Genomic DNA, 24,293 nt, shown 5'->3' with positions numbered 1-24,293 from the left:
GCGACCGGTTCTGATGGGTAGTCTCGACGCGCGAGCTGTAAAGGTGATAAGAGGCCATCCGGACGCCGCCGGGGTCCAAAAGCCGTGCTGAGGCGCCTGATCGGCCTTCCGGTCTCCCTCCGCGTCGTGACCGTCTCGTGATCAAAGCGGGGAATTTCAGACGCGTACACGCCAAATGTGGCGCAGGTCACTTACCTTGAACTCACCCAGTGCGGACTGATAGTCCCTTGTCCCATGTCCCCGAACGCGCACATAACCAGCCACCGGAAGCCCCGTCGCCCCGCGTCCCAGTCATGGGTCGTCCGCACGGGTGTGGCCGGTGGCGTCCTCAGCACCCTGGCCGTCGCCGGCGCGGGCTCCGCCTCCGCCAGTGCCGACAAGCCCACCGAGGCGACGATGGAGATGCCCGCGTTCAACGCGGACCTCGCCACGTCCATCGCGCAGAGCGCGGTCGCCACCCAGCAGACCGCCGTCGACTACCAGGTCCGCGCGCAGGTGGAGGAGGCCCTCGACAACGCCAAGACCGACGCGAAGAAGGCCAAGGACGAGGCCGAGCGCAAGGCCGAGGCGGAGCGCAAGGCCAAGGAGAAGGCCGAGGCGGACGAGGCCCGCGCCTCCCGCGGCGGCGAGCGCTCCTCCCTGAGCGCGAAGTCGGCGTCCGCCGACGGGTCGGGCACCTCCGCGTCCACCAAGAAGTCCAGCGCGACGGGCAGCGCGGCCGCTCTGGTCGCCTTCCTGGAGGATCAGGTCGGCAAGCCCTACATCATGGGCTCCACCGGTCCGTCCGCCTACGACTGCTCCGGCCTGGTCATGGCCGCCTACAGCCAGATCGGCATCGACCTGCCGCGCGTCTCGCAGGACCAGTCGACGGCCGGCACCCAGGTGTCGACCTCGAACCTGCAGGTCGGCGACATCCTCTACTGGGGCTCCGCGGGCAGCGCGTACCACGTGGCCGTGTACGTCGGTGGCGGCAAGTTCATCGGCGCGCAGAACCCGGACAAGGGCATCGTCGAGCAGCCCCTGAGCTACTCCCCGCCGACGGGTGCCGTGCGCGTCCTGTAACGCGCCCCCTCGTCACCGGGCTTCACGCCTCATCCGGAAGGCCGCCGCTCCCCCCGCTCGGGGGCGGCGGCCTTTCGCATGGTCCGGGCGGGTTTCGTGCCCGGGTGCCCACCCCCGTTGACCCGGGCACCCGGACCCCCCGTGCCGGTACCTGGGAGTGTGCGCATCCGGGGCGGGGGCCCGCAAACCCCTTCGGCCCGAATCGAAATCGGGCGTACGAACGGTCGGGCGGCCGGACCGGCCGCTAGCGGGTCGGGTGCGAGACCTCGCAGGTCAGACACGTGCCGTCGGTACGACCGGGCCCGCGCGGCGCCGGTTCGGTGACGACCGCGGCGGCCGTGGCCACGGTGGCCGCGAGGGCGGTGGCGGGGAGGATGAGCGTGGCGGTGACGGTCGCGAGGCGGGCGATGGCGGAGGGGCGAGCGTCAGCGGGGGCAGCTGGGGCGGCGTCTCTCGTTGCGTTCGGCACGGCCCAAGTCCCTTCGGGAGGAAGTGCGGTGCGGATTGACGCGGTGCGGGCTGAAGCGGTGCAGGTTGAAATGGAACCGGAGCATTCGGTTCATCCCCTGCGGGGCCGGACGGTCAAACGGATCATAGGGGCCACGTTGGGGTGAATCAGGGGGTCGGACCGTAACCGAGGGTGGTGAGTTGGCGGAGGGCGTCGGCGGGGATGAGGGCGCCCTTCTGCTCGCGATAGCCGCTCACCAGACCCGCCAGCTCGCCGGTACCCGTGTGGAAGGCGGGAGCCCCGCGCAGTCCCGGAGTGAACTCCCCCTCCAGCCGAAACACCTCTCCACTGCGGCCTTTCACTTCCAGCAGGCAGGAGTAGGGCTCCCAATCGCCGCGACCGGCCCTGCCCCGTCCGCTGATGATCAGTTGAGTCCCGGGGGGCGGCGGACCGCCGAGGCCGACCGCAGGGACCGGGCTTCCCCACGGCGATTCCAGCCGCAGCACGGCCAGAGTGGGGAAGGGTTCGAGGCTCGCCGATGCGTCGTACACCGCGGGCAGCCACTGGACCACGCGCGCGGGTATCCCCACCCGCCGGGAGAAATCGAGCACCTCCACCGTCCCGGGCTTCGGCTCCCGCGGTCTCCAGATCGCCCACCAGCTGGTCACCACGGTCGTCGGGTCGACGAGCAGCCCGTTGCCGACGGCGCCTTCCCCGACGACCTGAACGGTGACAGAGTCCACGAACGTCTCGTCGCTCTGCCACCCCGTGATATTCACCTTCACGTCGCTGTGAAAAATGGCCCCCGGCGCGAGCATCGCCCCCAGCCCGACCCCGGCCTGCCCGGCCCCCACGGCCACCGGCGCGTCCGGACGGTCCGGGCGGCTCTCCGCCTCGGCCAGCTGCCGCTCCAGCTGCTCGCAGCGCGTCTCGGCCTGCCGGTGCAGCTCCCGAGTCCGTTCCAGTTCCTCCGTCAGCTGCCGGATCTCGGTCCGCAGCCGGGCCCGCTCGTCATCCGTCCCGTCGTCGGCCGGCCCTTCGTCGCCCGGCACCGGCGCCGACATGGCCTGCAGCTGCCGGAACTGCATCTGAAGGTCCCGGATGCGGTGCTCGCGGTCCTGCAGGGCGTCCTCCAGCACCCGCTCCCGGGCGGAGACGCGACGTGCTTCCTGGTCCGCCAGCGCCAGTTGCTGCTCCAGCAGCTGGACCTTGTGGCTGGGGCTCTTGCCGGCCTTCAGCGCGGCCATGTGCCGGTCCCGCATCATTCGCGTCGTCTCGAGGGTCGGCACCGTGCCGCGCTCCTCGGCGACATCGTTGAGGAGGTTGAGGACGAACTCCCAAGGGGGGATCCGCTGTCCGCTCAGATAGCGGGAGATCGTGGAGGAGTCGTAGCTGCGGCGGGCGGCGTAACGGCGTTCAGAGATGCCGAGCCCTGCGAAGAGATCACGCAACGCCTGTGCCAGGGCACGCGCTTCGGGCGCCAACCCGTCGCCGAAGGCTTGTAACTCACCCATCGCTCCCCCTTGTTGCCACTGCTGCCGCCTAAGTGGCAGCACCGCTGCCACTGCCGCAGCACCACCGCCACGTACGACTCTCGACGAATGAGCAACGACAATAAGCGAGTTCACGACCTCGCCGCTTTCCTCTCCGTACTTCTCACCGGAACGGTCCTCATCTGCTGGGGCGTCCCGCCGGAGTCCCTGGCAACGGTCGCCATCGCCCTCTCCGGCCTGTACGCGACATGGCGCCGCCGGACCTGATCACCGGCCCCCGTCCCTCAGCTCGAACCACACCCGCTTCCCGATGAGGTGCAGCCCGTCCCAGGCGAGCGTCACCCCAGAGGCGTACGACAGCCCCCGCACCAGCGCGAGCCCCCGCCCTCCTTCGTCCTCCGCCCCGGCCCGCCGGTGATACGGCCGTCTGGCCACGTCCCCGTCACGCACGGCGATGACGGCCCACCCCGGCCGCACGGTCACCTCGACCGACAGAGACGGCACGCGCGCGTGCTGCACGACGTTGGTCACGGCATCCGAAACGCAGACCCGAGCGTTGTCGATCAGCGCGGGATGCCCGGTCGCCTCGAGCGTGCCGGTGACGAACTGCCGTGCGAGGCGAGGGGTGGTGGCGGTGGCCGGTGCGATGAGTTCGTAGAACTCGGCGTCGTCCTGGCCGATGGCGGTACGGGGACTGTCGAGCGTGCCGATGCCCATGGCGTCGTCTCCCAGTGGGGTCGTCTCTGACCTTCCGCGCGCCGCGAGGTTCATCCGTGGCCCGGCCCCCCGATGACCTGGTCTTTTGGCTCTCGCCAACTGGCATGCGGGTAGCTGCACTTCGGGTCTTCCCGACCCCGTTGCGCGGTGTGGGTAGGACCGTAGGGCATACGGGAGCGACATAGCTACCTGTTCCGTAGCTATGTCGCTCCTTCGATGGACCCGCATCAGTCTGTGCGGGCAAACTTGCCGCCATGCCACCGAGGACAGCCACGACGGCCCGCCAGCGCAGACTGGGTGCCGAACTGCGCAAGATGAGGGAGGCGGCAGGCCTCAACGCCCGCGAAGCCGCGAAGCTGCTCGGGATCGACCACACCAAGATCAGTCACGTCGAAACCGCCCGCTTCGGGGTCAGCCCTGACCGGATTCGCATGCTGGCCGCCGGATACGGCTGCACGGATGCGACTTACATCGATGCTCTTGTCGCCATGGCGACCGAGCGCGGCAAGGGCTGGTGGGAGGAGTACCGCGGAATCCTCCCCGACGGCTTCCTCGACCTCACGGAGCTCGAGAGCAAAGCCACATCCCTCCGCTCGTACCAGGTCACTCACCTGCCCGGCCTGCTGCAGACGGCGGATTACGCGCGATCTGTCTTCGAGTTCGCTTTCCCTCGGCTGAGCAGCGAAGACGTAGAGGCACGAATCTCGCATCGTCTGAGACGGTCGCGGATCCTCCGCCAACCGAATGGGCCCGAGTTCACAGCGATCATCCATGAGGCCGCTTTGCGCATGCGCTTCGGCGGGAGGTCGCCGGCCCGCAGGCAGCTTGCGCACCTGTTGGCCATGTCGGAACAGGGACGATGCGCGATTCGAGTGATGCCCTTCGAAACGGACGGCTTCGCCGGATCAGGGCAGGCAGTGCTGTACGCGGGTGGAACAGTGCCCCAGTTGGACACCGTCCATCTCGACTCGGCGCACGGTGCGACGTTCCTCAGCGACGCAGCAGAACTTGGCGCGTACCGGGACCTGATTTCCGCCATGGAGGGAACTAGCCTCGGCGAGAGGCAATCTCGTGACCTGATCAGGGATATTGCCAACGCATTGTGAAGGGATCCGAAATGCCGGACACCGATTGGCAGCGCTCCTCCTTCTGCGGCGGAGGCGGCAACAATTGCCTGGAGATACGACCGGTGGCGGGGATGCTTCAGGTGAGAGAGAGCCAGATGCCGGCTTCGGTCATCACGGTGACGCCCATGCAACTCGCCGTCTTCGTCACCGGCGTCAAAACCGGCACCCTGGGCTGAGCCATGGGCGCGTCCATCGGCTGGCAGAAGTCGTCCTTCTCCGGGCCGGACGACAACCCCGACTGCCTCGAGCTGGCAGCCGCCGCCCACTCGATACTGATACGCGAAAGCGACGAGCCCCGCACCATCCTCACTGCCCCAGCGGCGGGGGTCCGCGCCCTGCTGCGTAGCGTCAAACGCGGAGCACTCGGCACCTGAGATGTCACCGCCCGCCCAGGGCCCGGCGTGGACCGCCCGCCGTGCGGGGGCGTTCGCACGGCGGGCGGAGTTCGGGCGACGAAGCCGGGGCGGCCGCGGTCAGAGCTCGCAGGCGGCGGGCCGGTTGCCCGCGTCGACGCGGCAGATGTCGAAGCCGGGGCCGCCGTCCGTGAGGGCGAAGGCGACGTGGGCGTGGAGGAAGTCGTTGCCGCCGAGGGCGCGGGCCGTGGGGGCGAGGGTGGTGCGGAGGTCGACGAGGTCGGCGCCGGGGCCGCCGTCGGCGCGGCCGGCGTAGGGGTGGGGGCCGGGTTCGGCACGCAGGAGGTCGTTGCCGGCGGCGCCGAGGACGGCGCCGCTCACCTCGACGCGGGCGGTCGCGCGGAGGGTGAGGGCGTCGTTCTGGGCGCCGCCATCGATGTCGCCGCGGACGACGCCGGCGATGTCGACGGTGTCGTCGTCGCGCTGGGCGTCGACGGACGCGCCGGGCTCCACGACGCCGGCGGGGCCCAGCGTGACGCGGTCGTCGCCGGAGCCGGCGCGGACGCGGCCGCGCACGACGCCGTCGAGGATCACGGTGTCGTCGCCGCCGCGGGCGTCGACGACGGTCCCGCCGTCGACGGCGTCGCAGACGATGAGGTCACCGCGCTCGGTGCCGGCGACGAACGGCCCGCGGGCCGGAACGCCGTTGACCGTGCAGGCGGTCGCGGCGCGGGCGGGCGTCACCGGCAGGGCCACGGTCGGCAACAGGGCTGCCGCCGCGACGGTGACGAGCCGTCGGGCACGTCTCCTCGCGTCGTGCATGACGACCACATCCCCTCCACGTGGTAGCCGTTCCGACCCCAACCGGAACCGGGCTTACCTCGATAATTCCGCAAAGCGGACACGCCGAAACCGTGTGGAAATTACCCGAAGGGGTGAATGTCGGTTGTTTCGCTGCGTATTGGCAGGGCGCGGCGTCACCCCACCCTTCACTGCCCCCGGGTCTTGTTGAGCTCCTCGGCGGCCCAGCGGGCCCATTCCTCGCGCATGGCGGTGAAGCGCAGGCCGTATTCGAAGGCCAGCCGGCCGTTCACGGACAGCGGGTCGTCGCCCCAGTCGATCTGCCCCTCCAGCTCCGTCAGCGCCTCGTGCTGCCGGCCGGCACGCTCGGCCTCGCCCGTGAGATAGGTGATCGCCTCGAGGGGTGTGAGGTGATTGAGGAAGAAGACCCGCAGCAGGGCGTCACTGCGGCGGGGCGTGTCGGGCTGGGGCTCGGTGAGCCAGCGGTGGAGCTCCACGCGGCCGTCCGGCGTGATGGCGTACTCCTTGCGGCCGCGGGGGCCTTCCGCCGAGACCTCCAGCAGGCCGGCCTTCGCGAGCTTGGCCAGCTCGCCGTAGACCTGGCTCTGCGTCGCCGGCCAGACGTTGCTCAGAGAGGTCTCGAACCCCTTCATCAGGTCGTATCCACTGGCCGGTTCGTTCGCCAGCAGGCCCAGCATCGCGTGTCTCAGGCTCATGGCCACCACTCTACCCTCCACAACAGACATGTCGAGGGTGGACAGTCCAGAACTGACATGTCATAGTTGGAATGTCGGCCGGGGGGCCGGCGCCGACACGGCCGGCCACGGCCACCGAACGAGGGGACTTCCGATGAACTACCTGCGCGGCTTCCTGCCCTGGATCGCCTTCGCGATCGTCTCCTCCTCCGGCTGGCAGTGGGGCGCCGCCGCGGGGCTCGTCACCGCCGTCGCCCTGCTGATCAAGGAGCGGACGGCGGGCACCGCCGGGGAATCGCTGATACTCGAATTCAGCACGGCGGGCTTCTTCACCGCCCTGACCGCCCTGGCCTTCGCCCTCCCGCACAGCGCACTGCAGCACTTCGGGGGCGCCATGTCCCTGGGCTGGCTCGCCCTGACCGCCTGGGCCACACTGGCCGTCGGCCGCCCGTTCACCACCGGCATCGCCAAGCGCCAGGCCCCGCCGGAGGTCTGGAACACCCCGGTCTTCCGCCACATCAACGTCGCGATCACCGCCGCCTGGGCAGCCGCCTTCACCCTGGCCGCCGCCGCGCTCGCCGTCGCCGACGCCAACGACCTCGGCACCGGAGTGTGCACGGCGATACAGGTCGCCGGGTTCGCGCTCCCCGCCGCCTTCACCGCCCGCTACCCCGACCGCGTCCGCGCCCGCCACACCAAGGCGGCCCACTGAGCCTGGCGGCAGACATGCCGCAGGGGCCGGCCGCAGTCGCGGCCGGCCCCCGCCACCCGCCATCGCGCCGCGGAAACCGCTACGCGCCGCGGGGTCGAGTCGTCAGGACCTCATCGTCAGGACCCCATCCTCAGGACCTCGGAGCCACCTTCGAGAGCCCGTTGATGATGCGGTCCATGGCGTCGCCGCCGGTCGGGTCCGTCAGGTTCGCCAGCATCTTCAGCGTGAACTTCATCAGCAACGGGTGGGTCAGGCCGCGCTCGGTGGCGATCTTCATGACCCTGGGGTTGCCGATGAGCTTCACGAAGGCGCGGCCGAGGGTGTAGTAGCCGCCGTACGTGTCCTTGAGGACCTTGGGGTAGCGCTGCAGCGCCAGCTCCCGCTGGGCGTACGAGGACCGGGCGTGGGCCTGCACGATGACGTCGGCGACCAGCTGGCCGGACTCCATCGCGTAGGCGATGCCCTCGCCGTTGAAGGGGTTGACCAGGCCGCCCGCGTCGCCGACGAGCAACAGGCCGCGCGTGTAGTGCGGCTGACGGTTGAAGGCCATGGGCAGGGCGGCGCCGCGGATCGGGCCGGTCATGTTCTCGGGGGTGTAGCCCCAGTCCTCGGGCATCGAGGCGCACCACGCCTTGAGGACCTCGCGCCAGTCGAGCTCCTTGAAGGAGTCGGAGGTGTTGAGGACGCCGAGGCCGACGTTGCTGGTGCCGTCGCCCATGCCGAAGACCCAGCCGTAGCCGGGCAGCAGCCGGTCCGGGCCGGGCCCGCGCCGGTCCCACAGCTCCAGCCAGGACTCGAGGTAGTCGTCGTCGTGACGCGGGGAGGTGAAGTACGTGCGGACGGCCACGCCCATCGGGCGGTCCTCGCGGCGGTGCAGGCCCATGGCCAGCGACAGCCGGGAGGAGTTGCCGTCGGCGGCCACGACGAGCGGCGCGTGGAAGGTGACCGGGGTCTTCTCCTCGCCCAGCTTCGCCTCGACGCCGGTGATGCGGCCCGTGCGGTCGTCGATGACGGGGGCGCCGACGTTGCAGCGCTCGTACAGCCGGGCGCCGGCCTTGACGGCCTGGCGGGCGAGCTGCTCGTCGAAGTCGTCGCGCTTGCGGACGAGTCCGTAGTCCGGGTACGAGGCCAGGTCGGGCCAGTCGAGCTCGAGCCGGACGCCGCCGCCGATGATGCGCAGGCCCTTGTTGCGCAGCCAGCCCGCTTCCTCGGAGATGTCGATGCCCATGGCCACCAGCTGCTTGGTGGCGCGCGGGGTGAGGCCGTCGCCGCACACCTTCTCGCGCGGGAAGGCCGTCTTCTCCAGCAGGAGGACGTCGAGCCCCGCTTTGGCCAGGTAGTAGGCGGTCGTGGAGCCGGCCGGGCCCGCCCCGACGACGATCACATCAGCGCTGTGTTCGGAGGGGGACTCGGTCACGGCGGGGACTCCCGAAGACTCGTCGGTTGGAGAAACACGTGCAGTCTATGGGGGAGGCCCCGCCCGGCCCCCGGGGGTCAGTTGAAGTCGACCGGGATGACGGTCCACGTCGAGACCGCCGTATCGAACACCTTCCGCGAACCGGACCAGTACTCGTCGCGCGCCTGGAAGTAGATCGCGTACTCCGTGCCCGCGTCGTTCGAGTACGCCTGGTCGATCGCGTGCATCGTCCTGCCGGTGCCCCGATCGGTCCAGGTGAACTCCCAGCGGGCGCCGGGGAGACCCTGGAAGGTGTTGGACTCCAGCGCGACCCGCTTGTACGTGCTGTTCTTCTCCTGGAGCGTCTTCTCCAGCTCCAGGAAGTGGTCGTAGGAGGACCGCTTGCTCTTGAGCACCAGGCCGACCCTGATGTACGAACCGCCCGTGCTCGGCTCGTAGTCGGTCTGGAAGCTGCCCTTCTCCTTGCGCTGCCAGCCCTCGGGGACCGCGAACTTGAAGCCCATCGGGTCGTCGACCATGGAGTAGCCGGAGGGGACGGCGGCCGGGCCGGAGGCCAGCGGCGAGGGGGCGTCGGACGGGGAGGGCCCGGCCGTGGGCCCCGTGCTCGGCACGGCCGACGACGGCGCCCCGCTCGCCCCGGCCGAGGGGGTGACGACGACGCGCTTGTCGTTCTTGTGCGCGCTGTCGTGCTTGTCGTCGGCCTTGCGGGCCAGCATCACACCGCCGGTCACGACGCCACCGACCAGGAACGCAGCCAGGCCGGCCGCCACCCAGACGAGCGGCCGCCGGACGAGCCGCGTACGCGAGGCGGAAGGGGCGGAAGGAGCTGAGGGGGCGGAAGGAATGGAGGAAGCGGAAGGCGGGCCGGGAGGGGTCCACTGGGCCGTGGGCGGCTGGGCCACGGGCGGCTGAGCGGTGGGCGGCTGAGCCGCCGGCGGCGACTGCACCGGGCCCTGGGCGGGCGGCGCGGCGGGAGCCTCGGGGGCCGCAGGAGCGGCCGGAGCAGGCGGAGCCGCAGGAGCGGCCGGAGCAGGCGGAGTCGCGGGAGCGGCCGGCGCCGGCGTCTGCGGCGGCAGCACCGGCATCGCCGACGTCGAGCCCTCCGGCGCGAACCGCGGCATCGGCGGCGCGGGCGCGAAGCCCGTCGTACCGCCACCGCCACCACCCGGGCCGCCGAACCCGCCGAACCCGCCGCCACCGCCCGGGCCACCGGGACCGCCGAACCCGCCGCCGCCCAGGCCGCCCGGCGCACGGACCACCAGCGTCGCCAGCAGCACCGCGCCCGCCGTCCACAGCAGGCCGAACAGCAGCAGCTCACCCGAGTTCGTACCGACCGACGCCTCGACGCCGCGCGAGCGGTACATCGGGGACGACCCCGTCGACATCTCCGTCGAGGCACCGGAGACCAGCGACAGCAGCCACAGCGCCGCCAGGAAGAACACGCCGGACAGGACCTGTTCGCGGCGGTCGGCCGAGCGCCGCGCGATCAGGACCGCCAGCAGCACCGCGCACACCACGCCGAGCAGCACGGCACCGGCCTGCGCCCAGCCGCCCGCCGCCTCGCCGAGCTCGGAGAGGCCGAGGGTGCTGCCCTCCTGGCGGCTGCTGTGCTCGGTGGAGGAGGCCTCGATGCCCGCGCCCCAGGACAGGCCCAGCGCCGCCAGGCCCGCGTTGACCAGGACCGGCAGGATGATCAGCCAGCCCCAGTCGCCGGCGTCCTCCTGGTGGGAGGCGACGACGATGAAGGCGACCAGCGCGCACAGGCCGGTCGTCAGCCCGAGCGCGCGCAGGGCGGTGCCCCAGGCCCGTACGGCCATCCGCGCGTCCGCGCCCAGGCGCGCGGCCATCGCGTCGCGGCAGAGCACCGCGCCGCTGACCACGCCCGCCAGGGCGCACGAGAACAGCGCGGCGAGGACGGGGGTGGTGGAGACCGACACGACCGGCACGTCCGGCTGGCCGATCAGGCCCAGCACCAGCACCACGACGCCGCACAGCAGCGCGATGCGCACCGCCGCCTCCGCGCCGCCTCCGGCGCCGGCCGGGCGGGCGTCGCGCAGCCGCTTGGAGCCGAGGGCCACCATGACCGACCACAGGAGCGTGATCGTCAGCGGCCACACGGAGACCGAGCCGCTGCCCCGGATGAACATCGACAGCAGTCCGCCGCTGCGCATCTCGACCTCGAGCGTGGCGCCGAGGCCCTGCAGGAGCAGGGCGACGACGACCTGGAAGCGGTCGGAGAAGTTGCCGAACTCGGCGGCCTCGTACGTGTCGGCGGACGGCGCCGCGATCACGACCGCGAGGAAGAGGAGCAGCGCCGTGGGCCACGCGGTCACCTTCAGCGCGCCCAGCCAGTCGCCGCCGACCGTGCGGCTCAGGAAGAGGCCGGCGCGGGAGGGCTGCGGGTGGGGGGCGTACCCGGGCGGGGCGCCGAGGAAGTGCGGTTGCCCGGGCGGGGGCGCGGCCGGGGGCGGCACGGTCGCCGGCATCGGAGGCGCTGCGGGCGCCGCCGGGGCCTGGGCGGGCGCCGCGGCCGGAGCCTGGGCCGGAGCCGTGGCCACGGCCGACGGGGCGGACCCGGCCGCCCCGTCGCCCTCCGGACGCTCCTTCCCGCATTTCATGCAGAAGCGCGCGTCCTGCACGAACGCGGAACCACAGGCGGGACAGAACGACGGCATAGGGCGCTCCGAGGCTGGGGCGAGGTGCGGGAGGGACGTGGCCGGAGTTGGCCGATCATGATCGTACCGATCCGGCGCAGCCTGCCCATGACAATCGTCGACACGCGCAGCAAGTCCCCTATGCGGGACTATCTCCGGGACCATGCGGGGATTCCCGCCATGTTCCGGGTGCCTGTTCGCCCCTCACCCACCGCCTGTTCGCGGCCCTTTCGCGGCCTTTGCTCCGCTTTTGGCTCAGCTCGCCGGCTTGAACCCGCGGTGCAGCGCGACGACGCCACCCGTCAGATTGCGCCACGCGACCTTCGACCAGCCGGCACCCTGCAGCCGGGCGGCGAGCGCGGGCTGGTCGGGCCACTCGCGGATCGACTCGGCGAGGTAGACGTACGCGTCCGGGCTGCTGCAGACCGTGCGGGCGATCGGCGGCAGGGCGCGCATCAGGTACTCGGTGTAGACGGTGCGGAACGGCGCCCACGTGGGCTGGCTGAACTCGCAGATCACCACGCGCCCGCCGGGCTTGGTCACCCGCAGCAGCTCGCGCAGCGCGGTGTCCGTCTCCTGGACGTTGCGCAGCCCGAAGGAGATGGTGACGGCGTCGAAGACGTCGTCCGCGAACGGCAGCTTCGTGGCGTCGCCGGCGGTCAGCGGCAGCCAGGGGTTGCGCTTCTTGCCCTCGCGCAGCATGCCGAGCGAGAAGTCGCACGGCACGACGTACGCGCCGTCGGCGACGAAGGGCAGCGAGGACGTGCCCGTACCGGCGGCGAGGTCGAGGACCTTCTGCCCCGGCCGGGCGGCGACCGCCTGCGCCACGGCCTTGCGCCACAGGCGGGCCTGGCCGAGCGAGATGACGTCGTTGGTCAGGTCGTACTTCGCCGCCACGTCGTCGAACATCGCGGCGACTTCATGCGGCTGCTTGTCCAGGGATGCTCGGGTCACGTGCCCATTGTTCACCACGGGCCCCGGCGCTCTTGGACGGGGACGGCTCGCCCGGGAAGGACGGGCGGCCTCGCGGTGCGGTTGCGCGTTCCGGTGGACCCCCACGCCCACGGGACCACCGGTCCCCCCGCCCGTCGCCCCCTCGGCGACTAGGCTTCCCGGACCGGCGGTGCGCGTCCTCAACGGCCCGCCCTGACGGCGGGCCCTCCACATCCGCACCGGGAGGCCACTCTCGACGGCCGCCCCCGCGCCGCTCATCCTGCCGGGGGAACCGACCCGAAGCGCTCCCCTTGACGCCGCCCTGACGTGCGGCGACGCCGTCCATACGGATCACTGACGGCGCCGCCCCGGCACGGGTTCGTTCAGAGCTCGACCAGGCTCGCCAGGTCGATCGTGACGGGGAAGGGCCGGTCGGTCTCCAGCTTCCCGACGTGCACAGGGCGGTCGGGAGCGGAGATGTACTTACCCGTCTCGCTGTGGAGCCAGTACTCGTGCACCTCGGGGATGCCGTTCTCGCCGCGCTCCACGCGCCAGTAGTTCTTCACGTAGTTCTTCACGCCCGCGGCCGCGTACATCTCCGGCTTACGGACGCGGTCGTCGTAGCGTGAGCCCGTCGACTCCACTTCCACCAGGAGGACGGCCTTCTCCACCGGGATGTACTTCGCCTGGAAGAGGTCGAGGCCCGTCTTGTCGTACACGACGAGGTCGGGAACCGGCGGGTTGTACTTGTCGATCAGGACGCACTGTTCCGAGGCGACAGCGAAAGGTGCGCAGCGGGCGCCCTTCAGATGGAGCTCGATTTCGCTCCTCACATGGTTGTGCCACAGCACCATCCTCCCCCGGACCACGATCACTCCGTCCACGAGTTCCCAGTCGAACGGCAGCTCCAGGTCCTCGACCTGGTCGACCGTCCAGCCCTCCTCAGGCGGGAACATCCAGTTCTCAGGAGTGGCCTTCTCCAGCCGTTCTGCGATCATCACTGCTCCCATGGACGCGGGTACGGATCGCGGTCCCACATACGACGGTAGCGTCGCCCGAAGTGATGAACGGGTTTCCACGCCGCCCCCGCCGCCCTCACCGGCGCCGGTACACCAGCCGGCCGTCGAGGACGGTCACCAGGGCGGTGCCGTCGTCGGCGAACACCGCGAAGTCGGCGGGGCCGGAGACCGTGAGCGTGCCGGGCCGCGGGCCGGGCAGGACGCGGATGCCGGAGCGCTCGACGGCGGTGCGGACCGAGGGGCGGAGGAACGGGCCGGACAGGGTGGTCGTGCCCGATGCCAGGAGGCGCTGGACGCCGCGCCGGGCGCTGCCGCCCCAGCGGGTGTCGGTCATCTCCAGCGCTGCGAGGGCGGGGCCGGTCAGGGGCTCGGTGCCCAGGTCGGCGGCCTCGCGGGGGTCGGGGTGGTACGCGGCCTCGAGGTACGCGGCGGCGTGCGGCTCGTGGCGGCCGGGCGCGAGGACGCCGTCCCATTCCCGGACGCGGGCGTGCTCGCCCGCCTCCGCGCGCACCTGCTCGTAGGGGCCGATGGCGGCGATCAGGCTGCCGGAGACGGCGACGGCGTAGCCGCCGGGCGCCTCGAGGAGCTCGCCGCCCTCGGTGAGCCGGACCGCGCGGACGCGGTGGACCGTGGACATCGCCCGTGCGTCAGCTCGCCTGGACGATCTTCAGCTCGGGGTGCGCGGTGCCGCCCTCGATCGCCGTCGAGGACAGGTGCGAGACCACGCGGTCGTCGACCGGGTCGTTGGCCGGGTCGTCGTGGACGAGCAGGTGCTCGTACGTCGTGGCGCGCTGCGCCGGGACGCGGCCGGCCTTGCGGATGAGGTCGATGATCTCCATGCGGTTGGAGCGGTGCTTCGCTCCGGCCGAGGAGACGACGTTCTCCTCGAGCATGATCGATCCGAGGTCGTCGGCGCCGTAGTGCAGCGACAGCTGGCCGACCTCCTTGCCGACCGTCAGCCAGGAGCCCTGGATGTGGGCGATGTTGTCGAGGAAGAGGCGGGCGATGGCGATCATCCGCAGGTACTCGAAGATCGTGGCCTGCGTGCGGCCCTTCAGGTGGTTGTTCTCGGGCTGGTAGGTGTACGGGATGAAGGCGCGGAAGCCGCCCGTACGGTCCTGCACGTCCCGGATCATCCGCATGTGCTCGATGCGCTCGGCGTTGGTCTCGCCGGTGCCCATCAGCATGGTGGAGGTGGACTCGACGCCCAGGTTGTGGGCGAGCTCCATGATCTCCAGCCAGCGCTCGCCGGACTCCTTCAGCGGCGCGATGGCCTTGCGCGGCCGCTCCGGCAGCAGCTCGGCGCCGGCGCCCGCGAAGGAGTCGAGGCCGGCGGCGTGGATGCGGCGGATGGCCTCCTCGGCCGAGACTCCCGAGATGCGCGACATGTGCTCGACCTCGGACGCGCCGAGGGAGTGGATGACGAGCTGCGGGAACTCCTTCTTGATCGCCGCGAAGTGCTCCTCGTAGTACTCCACGCCGTAGTCGGGGTGGTGACCGCCCTGGAACATGATCTGGGTGCCGCCGAGCTCGACGGTCTCCGCGCAGCGGCGCAGGATGTCGTCCATCGGGCGCGTCCAGACCTTCTCGCTCTTGGGCGGGGCGTAGAAGGCGCAGAACTTGCACGCGGTGACGCACGCGTTCGTGTAGTTGATGTTGCGCTCGATGATGTACGTCGCGATGTGCTCGGTGCCCGCGTAGCGCCGGCGGCGCACGGCGTCGGCCGCCTGCCCCAGGGCGTGCAGCGGCGCGGAGCGGTAGAGCTCGAGCGCCTCCTCCGGGGTGATCCGGCCACCGGCCGCGGCGCGGTCGAGGACGGCTGTGACATCAAAGGACTTGAGGTCGGCGTCGGTCACCGGGCGTCCCTTCGGAGGGGGTATGCGATACCGGGTCAGCCTACGCGAGACGCCCCGCCGGGCCCCGCCCGGGCCGGTCAGCCGCCCGTCCTGGTGAGCGTGGCGGTGGGCCTGCCGCCCTTGGCGTCGTCGGAGGTGTAGGCGAGGCGGCCCCCCTCGGTGAGGGTGTAGGTCACGGTCGCCTTCTCCCCCGTGCACAGCGCCTGCCGGTCGCCGTCGGTGACCTCCTCCAGCGTGATCCTGTCCGCGGTCGCGGTGACCAGCCTGGCCTTGGCCCGGCACTCCATGACGCCGAGCACGGAGTAGGTCGCGCGGACGACGTAGGAGCCCTTGCCCCCGGCGGTGATGGTGCTGGTCACCGTGCCGTTGGGCACGCCGTCGGCCTGGATGACCTGGCCGGTCCAGGTGCCGAGGAAGTCCTTGGGCACCTCGGAGCGGGTCTCCGCGCTGCCCTTCGGCGACGACCGGGGCGGCGACGCCGCGTCGCGGCCCCCGCCCTCGTCGCCGGTGCCGGGCAGCAGCCCGGTGAAGAAGGAGGCGGTCAGCAGGCCGGCGGCCAGCACTCCGGTCACGGTCAGCACGAGCGAGCAGCTCACCTTGCGCCGCTCGACCCCGCCCGCCGTGGCGGCCAGGGAGACGCTCCTGCCGCCCTGCGGCGCGTCCGCGGCGGGCTCCGCCGCCCGGGCGGACCGCTGCTTGGGCCACCTCCGCTCGCGTCCGGCCGGCTTTCCGGGCGGGCGCGGCGGGTGCGAGGGCTGCGTGGCGCCCGGCCCGTACACGCCGTACGCGCCGGGCGGCGGCCCGAACCTCCCGGCCGCGCCCGCCACCGCATCCGCCGACTCCGCCTCCAGGTCCAGCAGCTCCACCGCCTGCCGGCTCACCCGCTCCACCAGCGGCACCGGCAGCCAGCCGGACCGTACGAGTCCGCTCGCGCCCGCGGCGGGGGCGAGGCGGCGGGCCACCTCGGGCGGGCCCGGCCGGTCCTCCGGCGCCTTGGACAGGCAGCGGGCGACCAGCTCGCGCAGCTCGCCGCGAAGGCCCGCGCCCAGCACCGGCTCCTCGTGCACGACCTTGTACAGCAGCGCCGCCGAGCTGTCGCCGGTGAAGGGCGGCTCGCCGGTGGCCGCGTACGCCAGGACCGCACCCAGCGAGAAGACGTCGGCCGCCCCGGTGACGCCCTTGCCCAGGATCTGCTCGGGGGCCATGTAGCCGGGCGAGCCGACCGACACCCCGGTCGTGGTCAGGGAGGCCGTGCCGTCCGTGGCGCGGGCGATGCCGAAGTCGATCAGGCGGGGGCCGTCCAGCGCGAGCAGCACGTTCGACGGCTTGACGTCCCGGTGCACCAGCCCCAGCGCGTGCACCGCCGCCAGCGCCTCGGCCAGCCCCGCGCCCAGCGTGCGCACGGTCTCCTCCGGCAGCGGCCCCACCTCGGCGACGGCCTGGGTGAGCGAGGGCCCGGCCACGTAGCCCGTGGCCACCCACGGCACGGCGGCGTCGGGGTCCGCGTCCAGCACGGGCGCCGTCCACGCGCCGCCGACCTTCCGGGCGGATTCCACTTCCCGGCGGAACCTGGCACGGAACTGCTCATCCAGGGCGAAATGCGGATGTACGGCCTTGACGGCCACCGTGCGGCCGCCGGCGCTGCGCCCGAGGTACACCCGGCCCATGCCGCCCGCCCCCAGCCGGCCCAGCAGCCGGTACGCCCCTATGACCTGCGGGTCCTCTGCCGTCAGTGGCTGCATCGGGCCTTTCGCCTCCCCCCGGGAGGGGCCCTGTGGCCCCGAAATCAGCCTATGACTCAATTCACGGCACCTGCCAGGAACCCCGACGCCTGGTTTGCCCATCCACTAGGACGGAACAGACCGTCATGTCCTTCGGGGCAGCAGCATCATCCGGAGCGACGCGATGACGCACACACCCAACGGGGGCTACCGGCCCAACGGGGGATACCAGCAGCCGAACGGCGGCTACCAGGGCGGCGGGGACTACCCGCCGCACGGTGGCTACCAGCAGACCGAGACCTACCCGACGCTCGGCGGCGACTACGACCCGAACGGCGCGTACCAGTCCCAGGGCCGCGCCCGGGCCGGCCGTGCCAAAAAATGGACGATCGTCGTGGCGTCCATAGCCGTCGTCGGCCTGATCGCGGCCGGCGTCCTGAACTACTTCAAGATCGGCCCGTTCTCGGACAAGGGCAAGCCGGTCAGCTTCGGCCAGGACCAGGCCGGCGGCGGCCAGGCGGGCGGCGCCGGCGGCGCCGCCAAGCCGGACTCGAAGGTGTCGATGCCGACCGGCCCGCAGGCCGAGTTCAAGAACACCAGCACCCTCTCCGACGGCACCCAGGTCGCCGTCACCACCCTGGACGGCAAGAAGTCCGGCTTCAAGGGCAAGGTGTGGGTCTGGGCGCCCAAGGCGTACAAGGACCCGAAGTTCAAGGACCACGGCTTCCCGGTGATGGTCGCGCTGCCCGGCGGTCCCGGCTTCCCGAACAACTACTGGATGGACGACGGAGGCCTGCACCTCGAGTCGTCGATCACCAAGTGGTACAACGAGGGCAAGGGCAAGCCCTTCATCCTCGCCATGCCGGTCCTCAACCCGCAGCCGGACACCGGCGGCCTGTACTGGGACGGCAGTGACATCCCCGGCCAGCCGAAGATGGGCACCTGGCTCACCGAGGACGTCCCGGACCTGATCCGCGCCAACTTCCGCACGATCAAGTCGCGCGACGGCTGGTCCTTCATGGGCTCCTCCTCCGGCGCCTTCGCCGGCCTGAAGGCCGTGCTCAAGCACCCGGACAAGTTCAAGGCCGTGATCGCCTCCGGCCCGGACATCGTCCCGGACTCGCGGCTGTGGAACGGCCACGAGAAGGAGAAGGCCGAGAACAACCCCGAGGTGCTGGCGAAGAACCTGATCGCCGCCAAGGGACCGGACGTCTACCTCGCGTTCCAGTACGGAACGAAGGAGTCCAGCGTCATCCCGCACGTGGACAAGTTCATCGCCACCTACGGCAACAAGGGCCCCGTCCACACGCGCCTGCAGAAGATCGAGGGCGGGCGGCACAACGCCAAGACCTACATCGAGGGCATGGACGCGGGCAGCATGCAGTGGATCAGTGAGCACATGGAAGGCCCCGTCGCCCCCTGATCCCCCCACCGGCTCCCGGTCTGTTCCCCGGGAGCCCGGCGCCGCCGGCCCGGCGGCACGCACATCACTCGCTCCGGAGCCCTGACCCCCCGCGGGGGGTCAGGGCTTCAGCAGTTCCACCCGCACGTCGGCGGGGTAGCCCGTGTCCGGGCCGGTGCGGCGGGCGAACTCCTCGACCCCTGCCAGCTGCGCGGGGCCGAAGCGGAAGTCCAGCGTGGTGAAGTAGCGCTCCAGCAGCGAGGCGTCGAACGCCTCCCAGCGAGCGGCCTGCTCGGCGACCTTGCCGACCTCCTCCAGGGACAGGTCCCGGGAGGCCAGGAACGCCTCGTGCACCTTGGCCACGATCCGCGGCTCGCGGGCCAGGTAGTCGCGGCGCGCGGCCCAGACCGCGAAGACGAAGGGCAGCCCCGTCCAGTCCTTCCACATCTGCCCGAGGTCGTGCACCTCGAGGCCCAGCCGGGGCGCGTCGTGCAGCGAGGCCCGCAGGGCGGCGTCCCCGATCAGCACGGCGGCGTCCGCCTCCTGCATCATCGCGCCGAGGTCGGGCGGGCAGGTGTAGTACTCGGGCGTCACGCCGTAGCGCTCGGCGAGCAGCAGCTGCGCCAGCCGCACGGAGGTGCGCGAGGTGGAGCCGAGGGCGACCCGGGCGCCGTCCAGCCGGTCCAGCGGCAGCTGCGAGACGATCACGCAGGACATCACCGGCCCGTCGCAGCCGACCGCGATGTCCGGCAGCGCCACGAGGTCGTCGGCGTTCCTGAGGAACTCGACCAGGGTGACGGGGGCGATGTCGAGGTCTCCCTGGACGAGCCGCTCGCTGAGCTTCTCCGGGGTGTCCTTGGTCAGATCCAGGTCGAGCAGCGCGCCGGTGCGGGCGAGGCCCCAGTAGAGGGGCAGGCAGTTGAGGAACTGGATGTGGCCGACGCGCGGGCGGCTGCGGAGCGGCTGGGGCACATCGTCGGCGATCGCTACGTCTGAGGCTGAATTGTCCACATCCGGAGGCTAGCCCCGGGCTCCGGCGACCGCTGGGGCGGGGGTGCCGCGGGGGTGCCGCCGCACCGGCCCGAACGAACATCTTTTCCGGAGCGAAGGGCCGGAAAACCCCCCAGGGGCGTGATCTTTGACTCCTTCCCCGGAAGAACCTGGCGTGCTAGGCTCGCCGCAAGTTGCAGTTTGGTTTCCCTTGCAGTACAGAGCCTGCGGAGCATGTGACCCGCAGGCTTTTGTAGTTTTCAGACTTCTCGCAGGTTCTGGAGCAGGGCAACCCTTTGGGCCCAAGGAGGGCTTTATGGCTACCGGAACCGTGAAGTGGTTCAACGCTGAAAAGGGCTTTGGCTTCATCGCCCAGGACGGCGGGGGCCCCGACGTCTTCGTTCACTACTCCGCGATCAACGCCTCTGGCTTCCGCTCCCTCGAGGAGAACCAGCAGGTCAACTTCGACGTCACGCAGGGCCCCAAGGGTCCGCAGGCCGAGAACGTCACCCCGGTCTGATCTTCGGATCTCTCCGGCCGACCGGATCGCGGTCGATCGTGCTGTACCCAAGGAGCCCTGCCTTCCGTTTCCGCGGAAGGCAGGGCTCCTGCCTTTTTCACCTTGCTTTATCACTCATTTCACTGCCGCCACTCCCCTAACTCCCCTCAACCGAACCTTTGTCCCCGCGTTCGTACAGCGCATCGATTTCGGCCGCATAGCGTTCACCGACCACCGCCCGGCGGAGTTTCAGGGTGGGCGTCAGCTCGCCGTTCTCCACGCTGAAGTCCTCGTTCAGGATTGCGAACGCACGGATTCGGGCGGGCCGGGCCACCCGGGCGTTGGCCGCGTCGACGGCCTCCTGGCACAGCCGCCGCACCTGCGGGTGCCGGGCCGGACCCGCCGCCCGCAGGTCCACCCCCTCCCGGGCCGCCCACGCCTCGACCTCCACCGCGTCCAGGGTCAGCAGCGCCACCGCGTACGGGCGGCGGTCCCCCACCATCACCGCGCGGGAGACGAAGCGCGACTGCTGGATGGCGAACTCCACCGGCGAGGGCGCGAGGTTCTTGCCGCTCGACGTGATGATCAGGTCCTTCTTGCGTCCGGTGATCGTCAGATAGCCGTCCGCGTCCAGCGTGCCCAGGTCGCCGGTGTGCAGCCAGCCGTCGGCGTCGACCGCCTCGGCCGTCGCCGACGGATTGCCGTGATAGCCGGCGAAGACGCCCGGCCCCCGGGCCAGCACCTCGCCGTCACCGGCGATCCGCACCTCGCTCCCCTCCACCGCCCGCCCGACCGTGCCGGGCCGGACCGCGCCCCGGTGGTTGACCGTGATCACCCCCGACCCCTCGGTCATCCCGTAGCCCTCGTAGACGTCGATGCCGCAGGCCCGCAGGAAGTCCAGCGTCTGCGGCGCGATCGGCGCGGCCCCGGTCAGCGCCCAGCGCAGCCGCCCGCCGAAGGCCGCCCGCACCAGCGAGAACAGGCTCTCCTCCGCCGTCTCCCACGCCGCCCGCAGCTCCCCCGCCGGCTCCTCTCCCCGCGCCCGCAGGTCCGCCACCGCCACCCCGGTCCGTATCGCCTCCTCCAGGCGCGCCCGCCCGGCCGGCCCCTGGGCCTCGGCGAGGGAGACCACCTGGGCGTGGATCTTCTCGAAGAGCCGGGGCACCGACGGCAGGTGGGTGGGTCTGACCTCCGCCAGCTCCGCGACGACGTTCTCCACCTTCCCGCCGAAGTAGGCGAGCGTGCCGCCCCGGCGCAGCGAGGTCAGCTGGATGATCTGCCCGAGGACGTGGGCGAGCGGGAGGTAGAGGTAGGTGGTGGAGCCGGGGCCGCCCTCGGTGAGGTGGGCGGTGGCGTCCTGGTTGGAGACGATGTTGGCGTGGGTGAGGCGGCAGCCCTTGGGCAGGCCGGTGGTGCCGGAGGTGTAGATGACGGTGCACAGGTCCTCGCCCCTGCGGGCCGCGCTCCGCTTCTCCAGCTCGCTCTCGACCTCGTCCGGGGCCGCCCCGCCGGGGAGCCGGCGCAGGGCGAGCTCCCCCGGCGCGCAGCCTTCGGTGTCCATCAGCACCACGTGCCGCAGCGCCGGCAGCTTGGCCCGTACGGCCGCGACCCGGGCCGCCTGCGCGGCGTCCTCGCAGACGACGACCGAGGCCCCCGAGTCGCCCAGCACCCAGACCAGCTCGTCCTCGCCGGCCGTCGGGTAGACCGGCACCACCGCGGCCCCGGCGGTCAGCGCGCCGAACTGGGCGATCGTCCACTCCGGCCGGGTCTCGGACACGATGGCCACCCGGTCGTCCGGCCGCACCCCGAGCGCGATCAGTCCGCGCCCGACGGCCCGTATCTCCTCCCGCAGCGCGGTGAAGGTCGTCTCCGTCCAGCCGCCGCCCTCCTCGCGCGAGCGGAAGCGCAGCGCGGGCAGTTCTCCGTACCGTTCGGCCGTCCAGTCGATGAAGGTCGCGAGTGTGCCGGGCCGTGCGCGCTCCATGCCGCCTCCTGGAAGTCGTCCCACCCTTACCGACGCTATGGAGCGCGCCCGTCTTCCAGGGATGACCGGAAGCGTCAGCGCCACTGACCCCGGCGCTCAGGCGGGCTACCGTGCAGGGCATGAGCATGCCGACGATCAGCGTGCACCACCTGCGGGACGCGCTCGGCGGGGCGCGACGGCTCGGCATCGACACCGTGCCCCTGCTGCAGCGGGCGGGCATCCCCCCGCTGCTCCTCGGCGACGACCGGGCGCGGGTGCCGGCCGAGCGGTTCGCCCACCTGATACGGGCCCTGCACCGCGCCACGGGCGACGAGTTCCTCGGCCTGGGACCGGCACCCAGCAGACCCGGCACCTTCGCCATGATGTGCTACGCCTGCCTGGGCTGCCGCGACCTGGGCAGCGCCGTGGAGCGGGCCGTCCGCTTCTACGGGCTCTTCCCCGGCGGCCCCGACCTGGCCCTCGAACGGCAGGACGGCCGGGCGGTGTTCACCGTCCGCAACGACCTGGGCGACGACGACGAGGGCCGCTTCCTGGCCGAGTGCGCGGTCGTCATCTGGCACCGGCTGGCGAGCTGGCTGATCGGGCGGCGCATCCCGCTGCACGGGGCCCGCTTCGCCTGCCCGGAGCCGCCGCACGCCCGCGAGTACGCCCTGATGTTCGGCTGCCCCGTGCGGTTCGGGGCGGTGAGCACGGGCGCCGCCTTCGACGCCCGCTGGCTGGCGGCGCCCCTGGTGCGCGACGAGGAGAGCCTGAGCGAGCTGCTGCGGCGCGCCCCGGCCGAGCTGCTCAGCCGTCGCGAGTACGGCACGACCGTCACCGAACAGGTGCGGCGGTCGTTCGTGCGGGCGCTGCGCGAGGGCCGCCCGGCCCGGCTGCCGGAGGTCGCCCAGCTGGCCGCCCGCCTCGCGGTCAGCCCGGCGACGCTGCGCCGCAGGCTGCAGGAGGAGGGCACCTCGTACCAGCGGCTGAAGGACCAGGTGCGGCGGGACGCGGCGATCGCGGGCCTCGCCGAGGGCCGGGAGCCCATCGCCGAGCTCGCGGCCCGGCTCGGCTTCTCCGAGGACACCGCCTTCCACCGCGCCTTCCGCCGCTGGACCGGCGTCACCCCCGGGGTCTACCGGCTCCGCGGTCAGCGAAGCTGAGCTTCCTGGTCAACGCCGCATTACCCACCGGTCACTACGGTCGGCCCAACTGCCTCAGCAGCACCGGACAGTTGGGAGAGCCGCATGCACCTGCGCACCAGAGCCCTCACCGCGCTCGCCGCGCTGGCCGTCTCGTTCGGCCTGACGAACGGCACCGCCTCCGCCACCGGGCAGCCGGCCGGATCACCCGGCGACATCGTCACCTCCGCCCCCACCTCCTTCCACCCCCTGCCCGGCCAGCCCACCGGCACCAAGGCCTGGCACATCACCTACCGCTCGACGACCGCCCGCGGCGCGCCCAACGTCGTCTCCGGCACCGTGATCGTCCCCCAGGACGGCCGGAAGGGCCCGCGCCCCCTGGTCACCTACGCCGTGGGCACGGTCGGCCTCGCCGACCAGTGCGCCCCCTCCGCGGGCTTCCCCCGCGGCACCACGCTCGAGGCCAACCTCATCCAGCAACTCACCCTGCGCGGCTGGGCCGTGGCCGTCACCGACTACGAGGGCCTGGGCACCCCGGGCGAGCACACCTACGCCGTCGGCCGCGCCGAGGGCCACGCCGTCCTCGACGCCGCCCGCGCCGCGCAGCGGCTGCCCGCCGCCGGGCTGAGCACCAAGAGCCCCGTGGGCATCATGGGCTACTCCCAGGGCGGCCAGGCCACCAGCTGGGCGGCCGAGCTGCACGACTCGTACGCCCCCGAGCTCGACGTGCGCGGCACCGCCACCGGCGGCGTGCCCGCCGACCTGCTCAAGACCGCCGAGTACAACAACGGCGGCATAGGCGCCGGCCTCGTCCTGATGGCCGCCGCCGGCCAGAACGCCGCCTACCCCGAGCTCGGCCTGGACCGCTACCTCAACGCCAAGGGCCGCTCCTACGTCGACTTCATGAAGAAGCACTGCGTCGCCGTCGACGCCGTCGCCGGCCTCTTCAAGCGCATCTCGGACGTCACCGTCACCAACCCCCTCCAGGAGGCCGACTGGCAGCGCGCCCTGCGCGCCTCCGACCTGGGCACCCACGCGCCGGACCACCCCGTGTACCTCTACCACGGGGTGATCGACGAACTGATCCCGTACGGCGTGGGCAAGCAGCTGCGCGCCGACTGGTGCGCCAAGGGCGCGACGGTCCAGTGGAAGTCGCTGCCGCTGGGCGAGCACGTCCTGGGCGTGATCACCGAATCGATACCGGCGGCCAACTGGCTGGCCGACCGCTTCGCGGGCAAGCCGGCCGGCGGCAACTGCTAGCGGGACGCACGGGGTCCGGGGGCCGCAGC

General features: G+C 71.9%; 24 protein-coding genes. 10 read left to right on the top strand and 14 right to left on the bottom strand.

The genetic code is table 11. The features are described from left to right. Positions 1 to 234 precede the first annotated feature (234 nt). Positions 235 to 1,062 (top strand): C40 family peptidase, encoded by an 828-nt coding sequence (locus tag IE295_RS26475; RefSeq protein ID WP_190066301.1) that lies wholly within the window; start codon positions 235 to 237, stop codon positions 1,060 to 1,062. A gap of 244 nt (positions 1,063 to 1,306) precedes the next feature. Here the strand turns inward: IE295_RS26475 and IE295_RS26470 are convergent, their stop codons facing one another. Both IE295_RS26470 and IE295_RS26465 read right to left on the bottom strand, forming a co-directional pair. Further along, positions 1,307 to 1,531 carry a hypothetical protein gene (locus tag IE295_RS26470; RefSeq protein WP_190066300.1) on the bottom strand — a complete coding sequence of 75 codons (225 nt, stop codon included), beginning with the start codon at positions 1,529 to 1,531 and terminating at the stop codon, positions 1,307 to 1,309. Between the two features lie 146 nt (positions 1,532 to 1,677). After that, entirely contained in the window at positions 1,678 to 3,024 is a 1,347-nt protein-coding gene (locus IE295_RS26465) for an AAA family ATPase (RefSeq protein WP_190066299.1), read from the bottom strand. An 87-nt stretch (positions 3,025 to 3,111) separates the two neighbouring features. On the opposite strand from IE295_RS26465, the gene IE295_RS26460 reads away from it, so the two are divergent. Beyond that, the gene (locus tag IE295_RS26460; RefSeq protein WP_190066298.1) at positions 3,112 to 3,270 is read left to right on the top strand and encodes a hypothetical protein; all 159 of its coding nucleotides are present in this window, start codon (positions 3,112 to 3,114) and stop codon (positions 3,268 to 3,270) included. On the opposite strand, the gene IE295_RS26455 is transcribed toward IE295_RS26460, so the two are convergent. Then, positions 3,271 to 3,720 carry an ATP-binding protein gene (locus tag IE295_RS26455; RefSeq protein ID WP_190066297.1) on the bottom strand — a complete coding sequence of 150 codons (450 nt, stop codon included), beginning with the start codon at positions 3,718 to 3,720 and terminating at the stop codon, positions 3,271 to 3,273. A 254-nt stretch (positions 3,721 to 3,974) separates the two neighbouring features. On the opposite strand from IE295_RS26455, the gene IE295_RS26450 reads away from it, so the two are divergent. Genes IE295_RS26450 through IE295_RS26440 form a run of 3 tightly spaced genes read left to right on the top strand, consistent with a single transcriptional unit; the run spans position 3,975 to position 5,221 of the window. Then, a complete protein-coding gene (locus IE295_RS26450) occupies positions 3,975 to 4,826 on the top strand; it encodes a helix-turn-helix domain-containing protein (protein WP_190066296.1) in 852 nt (283 codons plus the stop codon). A gap of 11 nt (positions 4,827 to 4,837) precedes the next feature. Further along, the gene (locus IE295_RS26445) at positions 4,838 to 5,023 is read left to right on the top strand and encodes a DUF397 domain-containing protein (protein ID WP_190066295.1); all 186 of its coding nucleotides are present in this window, start codon (positions 4,838 to 4,840) and stop codon (positions 5,021 to 5,023) included. A 3-nt stretch (positions 5,024 to 5,026) separates the two neighbouring features. Beyond that, a complete protein-coding gene (locus IE295_RS26440; protein ID WP_190066294.1) occupies positions 5,027 to 5,221 on the top strand; it encodes a DUF397 domain-containing protein in 195 nt (64 codons plus the stop codon). Positions 5,222 to 5,320: 99 nt separating this feature from the next. Here the strand turns inward: IE295_RS26440 and IE295_RS26435 are convergent, their stop codons facing one another. Together IE295_RS26435 and IE295_RS26430 are read right to left on the bottom strand one after the other, a co-directional pair. After that, on the bottom strand, positions 5,321 to 6,022 hold the full coding sequence (locus IE295_RS26435; protein ID WP_190066293.1) for a bactofilin family protein: 702 nt from the start codon (positions 6,020 to 6,022) through the stop codon (positions 5,321 to 5,323). A gap of 167 nt (positions 6,023 to 6,189) precedes the next feature. After that, positions 6,190 to 6,717, bottom strand: a complete 528-nt coding sequence (locus IE295_RS26430) for a PadR family transcriptional regulator (protein WP_190066292.1) — start codon at positions 6,715 to 6,717, stop codon at positions 6,190 to 6,192. Between the two features lie 133 nt (positions 6,718 to 6,850). Between IE295_RS26430 and IE295_RS26425 the strand changes: the two genes are divergently transcribed. Further along, complete coding sequence (locus IE295_RS26425) at positions 6,851 to 7,408, top strand: hypothetical protein (protein ID WP_190066291.1); 558 nt, start codon at positions 6,851 to 6,853, stop codon at positions 7,406 to 7,408. 130 nt (positions 7,409 to 7,538) lie between these two features. Here the strand turns inward: IE295_RS26425 and IE295_RS26420 are convergent, their stop codons facing one another. From IE295_RS26420 to IE295_RS26390, 7 genes are all read right to left on the bottom strand, one after another. Further along, positions 7,539 to 8,825: a geranylgeranyl reductase family protein gene (locus IE295_RS26420; RefSeq protein ID WP_190066290.1), complete on the bottom strand. Its 1,287-nt coding sequence runs from the start codon at positions 8,823 to 8,825 to the stop codon at positions 7,539 to 7,541. 77 nt (positions 8,826 to 8,902) lie between these two features. Beyond that, entirely contained in the window at positions 8,903 to 11,443 is a 2,541-nt protein-coding gene (locus IE295_RS33810) for a serine/threonine kinase C-terminal domain-containing protein (RefSeq protein WP_224323550.1), read from the bottom strand. Positions 11,444 to 11,734: 291 nt separating this feature from the next. Continuing rightward, complete coding sequence (locus tag IE295_RS26410) at positions 11,735 to 12,433, bottom strand: demethylmenaquinone methyltransferase (RefSeq protein WP_190066289.1); 699 nt, start codon at positions 12,431 to 12,433, stop codon at positions 11,735 to 11,737. 362 nt (positions 12,434 to 12,795) lie between these two features. Further along, the gene (locus IE295_RS26405; RefSeq protein WP_190066288.1) at positions 12,796 to 13,410 is read right to left on the bottom strand and encodes a Uma2 family endonuclease; all 615 of its coding nucleotides are present in this window, start codon (positions 13,408 to 13,410) and stop codon (positions 12,796 to 12,798) included. 97 nt (positions 13,411 to 13,507) lie between these two features. Beyond that, entirely contained in the window at positions 13,508 to 14,068 is a 561-nt protein-coding gene (locus IE295_RS26400; RefSeq protein ID WP_190066287.1) for an amidohydrolase family protein, read from the bottom strand. A gap of 10 nt (positions 14,069 to 14,078) precedes the next feature. Beyond that, positions 14,079 to 15,287 (bottom strand): cyclic dehypoxanthinyl futalosine synthase, encoded by a 1,209-nt coding sequence (gene mqnC / locus IE295_RS26395; RefSeq protein ID WP_190066286.1) that lies wholly within the window; start codon positions 15,285 to 15,287, stop codon positions 14,079 to 14,081. A gap of 77 nt (positions 15,288 to 15,364) precedes the next feature. After that, the gene (locus tag IE295_RS26390) at positions 15,365 to 17,029 is read right to left on the bottom strand and encodes a serine/threonine-protein kinase (protein ID WP_190066285.1); all 1,665 of its coding nucleotides are present in this window, start codon (positions 17,027 to 17,029) and stop codon (positions 15,365 to 15,367) included. Positions 17,030 to 17,192: 163 nt separating this feature from the next. Between IE295_RS26390 and IE295_RS26385 the strand changes: the two genes are divergently transcribed. Beyond that, positions 17,193 to 18,431 (top strand): alpha/beta hydrolase, encoded by a 1,239-nt coding sequence (locus IE295_RS26385; protein WP_190066284.1) that lies wholly within the window; start codon positions 17,193 to 17,195, stop codon positions 18,429 to 18,431. A gap of 99 nt (positions 18,432 to 18,530) precedes the next feature. On the opposite strand, the gene IE295_RS26380 is transcribed toward IE295_RS26385, so the two are convergent. After that, complete coding sequence (locus tag IE295_RS26380) at positions 18,531 to 19,421, bottom strand: menaquinone biosynthetic enzyme MqnA/MqnD family protein (protein WP_224323545.1); 891 nt, start codon at positions 19,419 to 19,421, stop codon at positions 18,531 to 18,533. A 295-nt stretch (positions 19,422 to 19,716) separates the two neighbouring features. Between IE295_RS26380 and IE295_RS26375 the strand changes: the two genes are divergently transcribed. After that, entirely contained in the window at positions 19,717 to 19,920 is a 204-nt protein-coding gene (locus IE295_RS26375) for a cold-shock protein (protein ID WP_003984261.1), read from the top strand. A gap of 136 nt (positions 19,921 to 20,056) precedes the next feature. Here IE295_RS26375 and IE295_RS26370 read toward each other — a convergent pair whose 3' ends face one another. Continuing rightward, positions 20,057 to 21,883, bottom strand: coding sequence for an AMP-dependent synthetase/ligase (locus IE295_RS26370; RefSeq protein WP_190066283.1), 1,827 nt, complete (start codon positions 21,881 to 21,883; stop codon positions 20,057 to 20,059). Positions 21,884 to 22,002: 119 nt separating this feature from the next. On the opposite strand from IE295_RS26370, the gene IE295_RS26365 reads away from it, so the two are divergent. Further along, positions 22,003 to 23,025 carry an AraC family transcriptional regulator gene (locus IE295_RS26365; RefSeq protein WP_190066282.1) on the top strand — a complete coding sequence of 341 codons (1,023 nt, stop codon included), beginning with the start codon at positions 22,003 to 22,005 and terminating at the stop codon, positions 23,023 to 23,025. A gap of 84 nt (positions 23,026 to 23,109) precedes the next feature. Next, positions 23,110 to 24,264, top strand: a complete 1,155-nt coding sequence (locus IE295_RS26360; RefSeq protein ID WP_190066281.1) for a lipase family protein — start codon at positions 23,110 to 23,112, stop codon at positions 24,262 to 24,264. The last annotated feature ends 29 nt before the right edge of the window (positions 24,265 to 24,293 follow it).

The sequence above is a fragment of the Streptomyces griseocarneus genome (genome assembly GCF_014655595.1).
In the GTDB taxonomy this organism is placed as follows: Bacteria; Actinomycetota; Actinomycetes; order Streptomycetales; family Streptomycetaceae; genus Streptomyces; species Streptomyces griseocarneus.
This window is presented reverse-complemented; position numbering and strand designations above follow the sequence as displayed.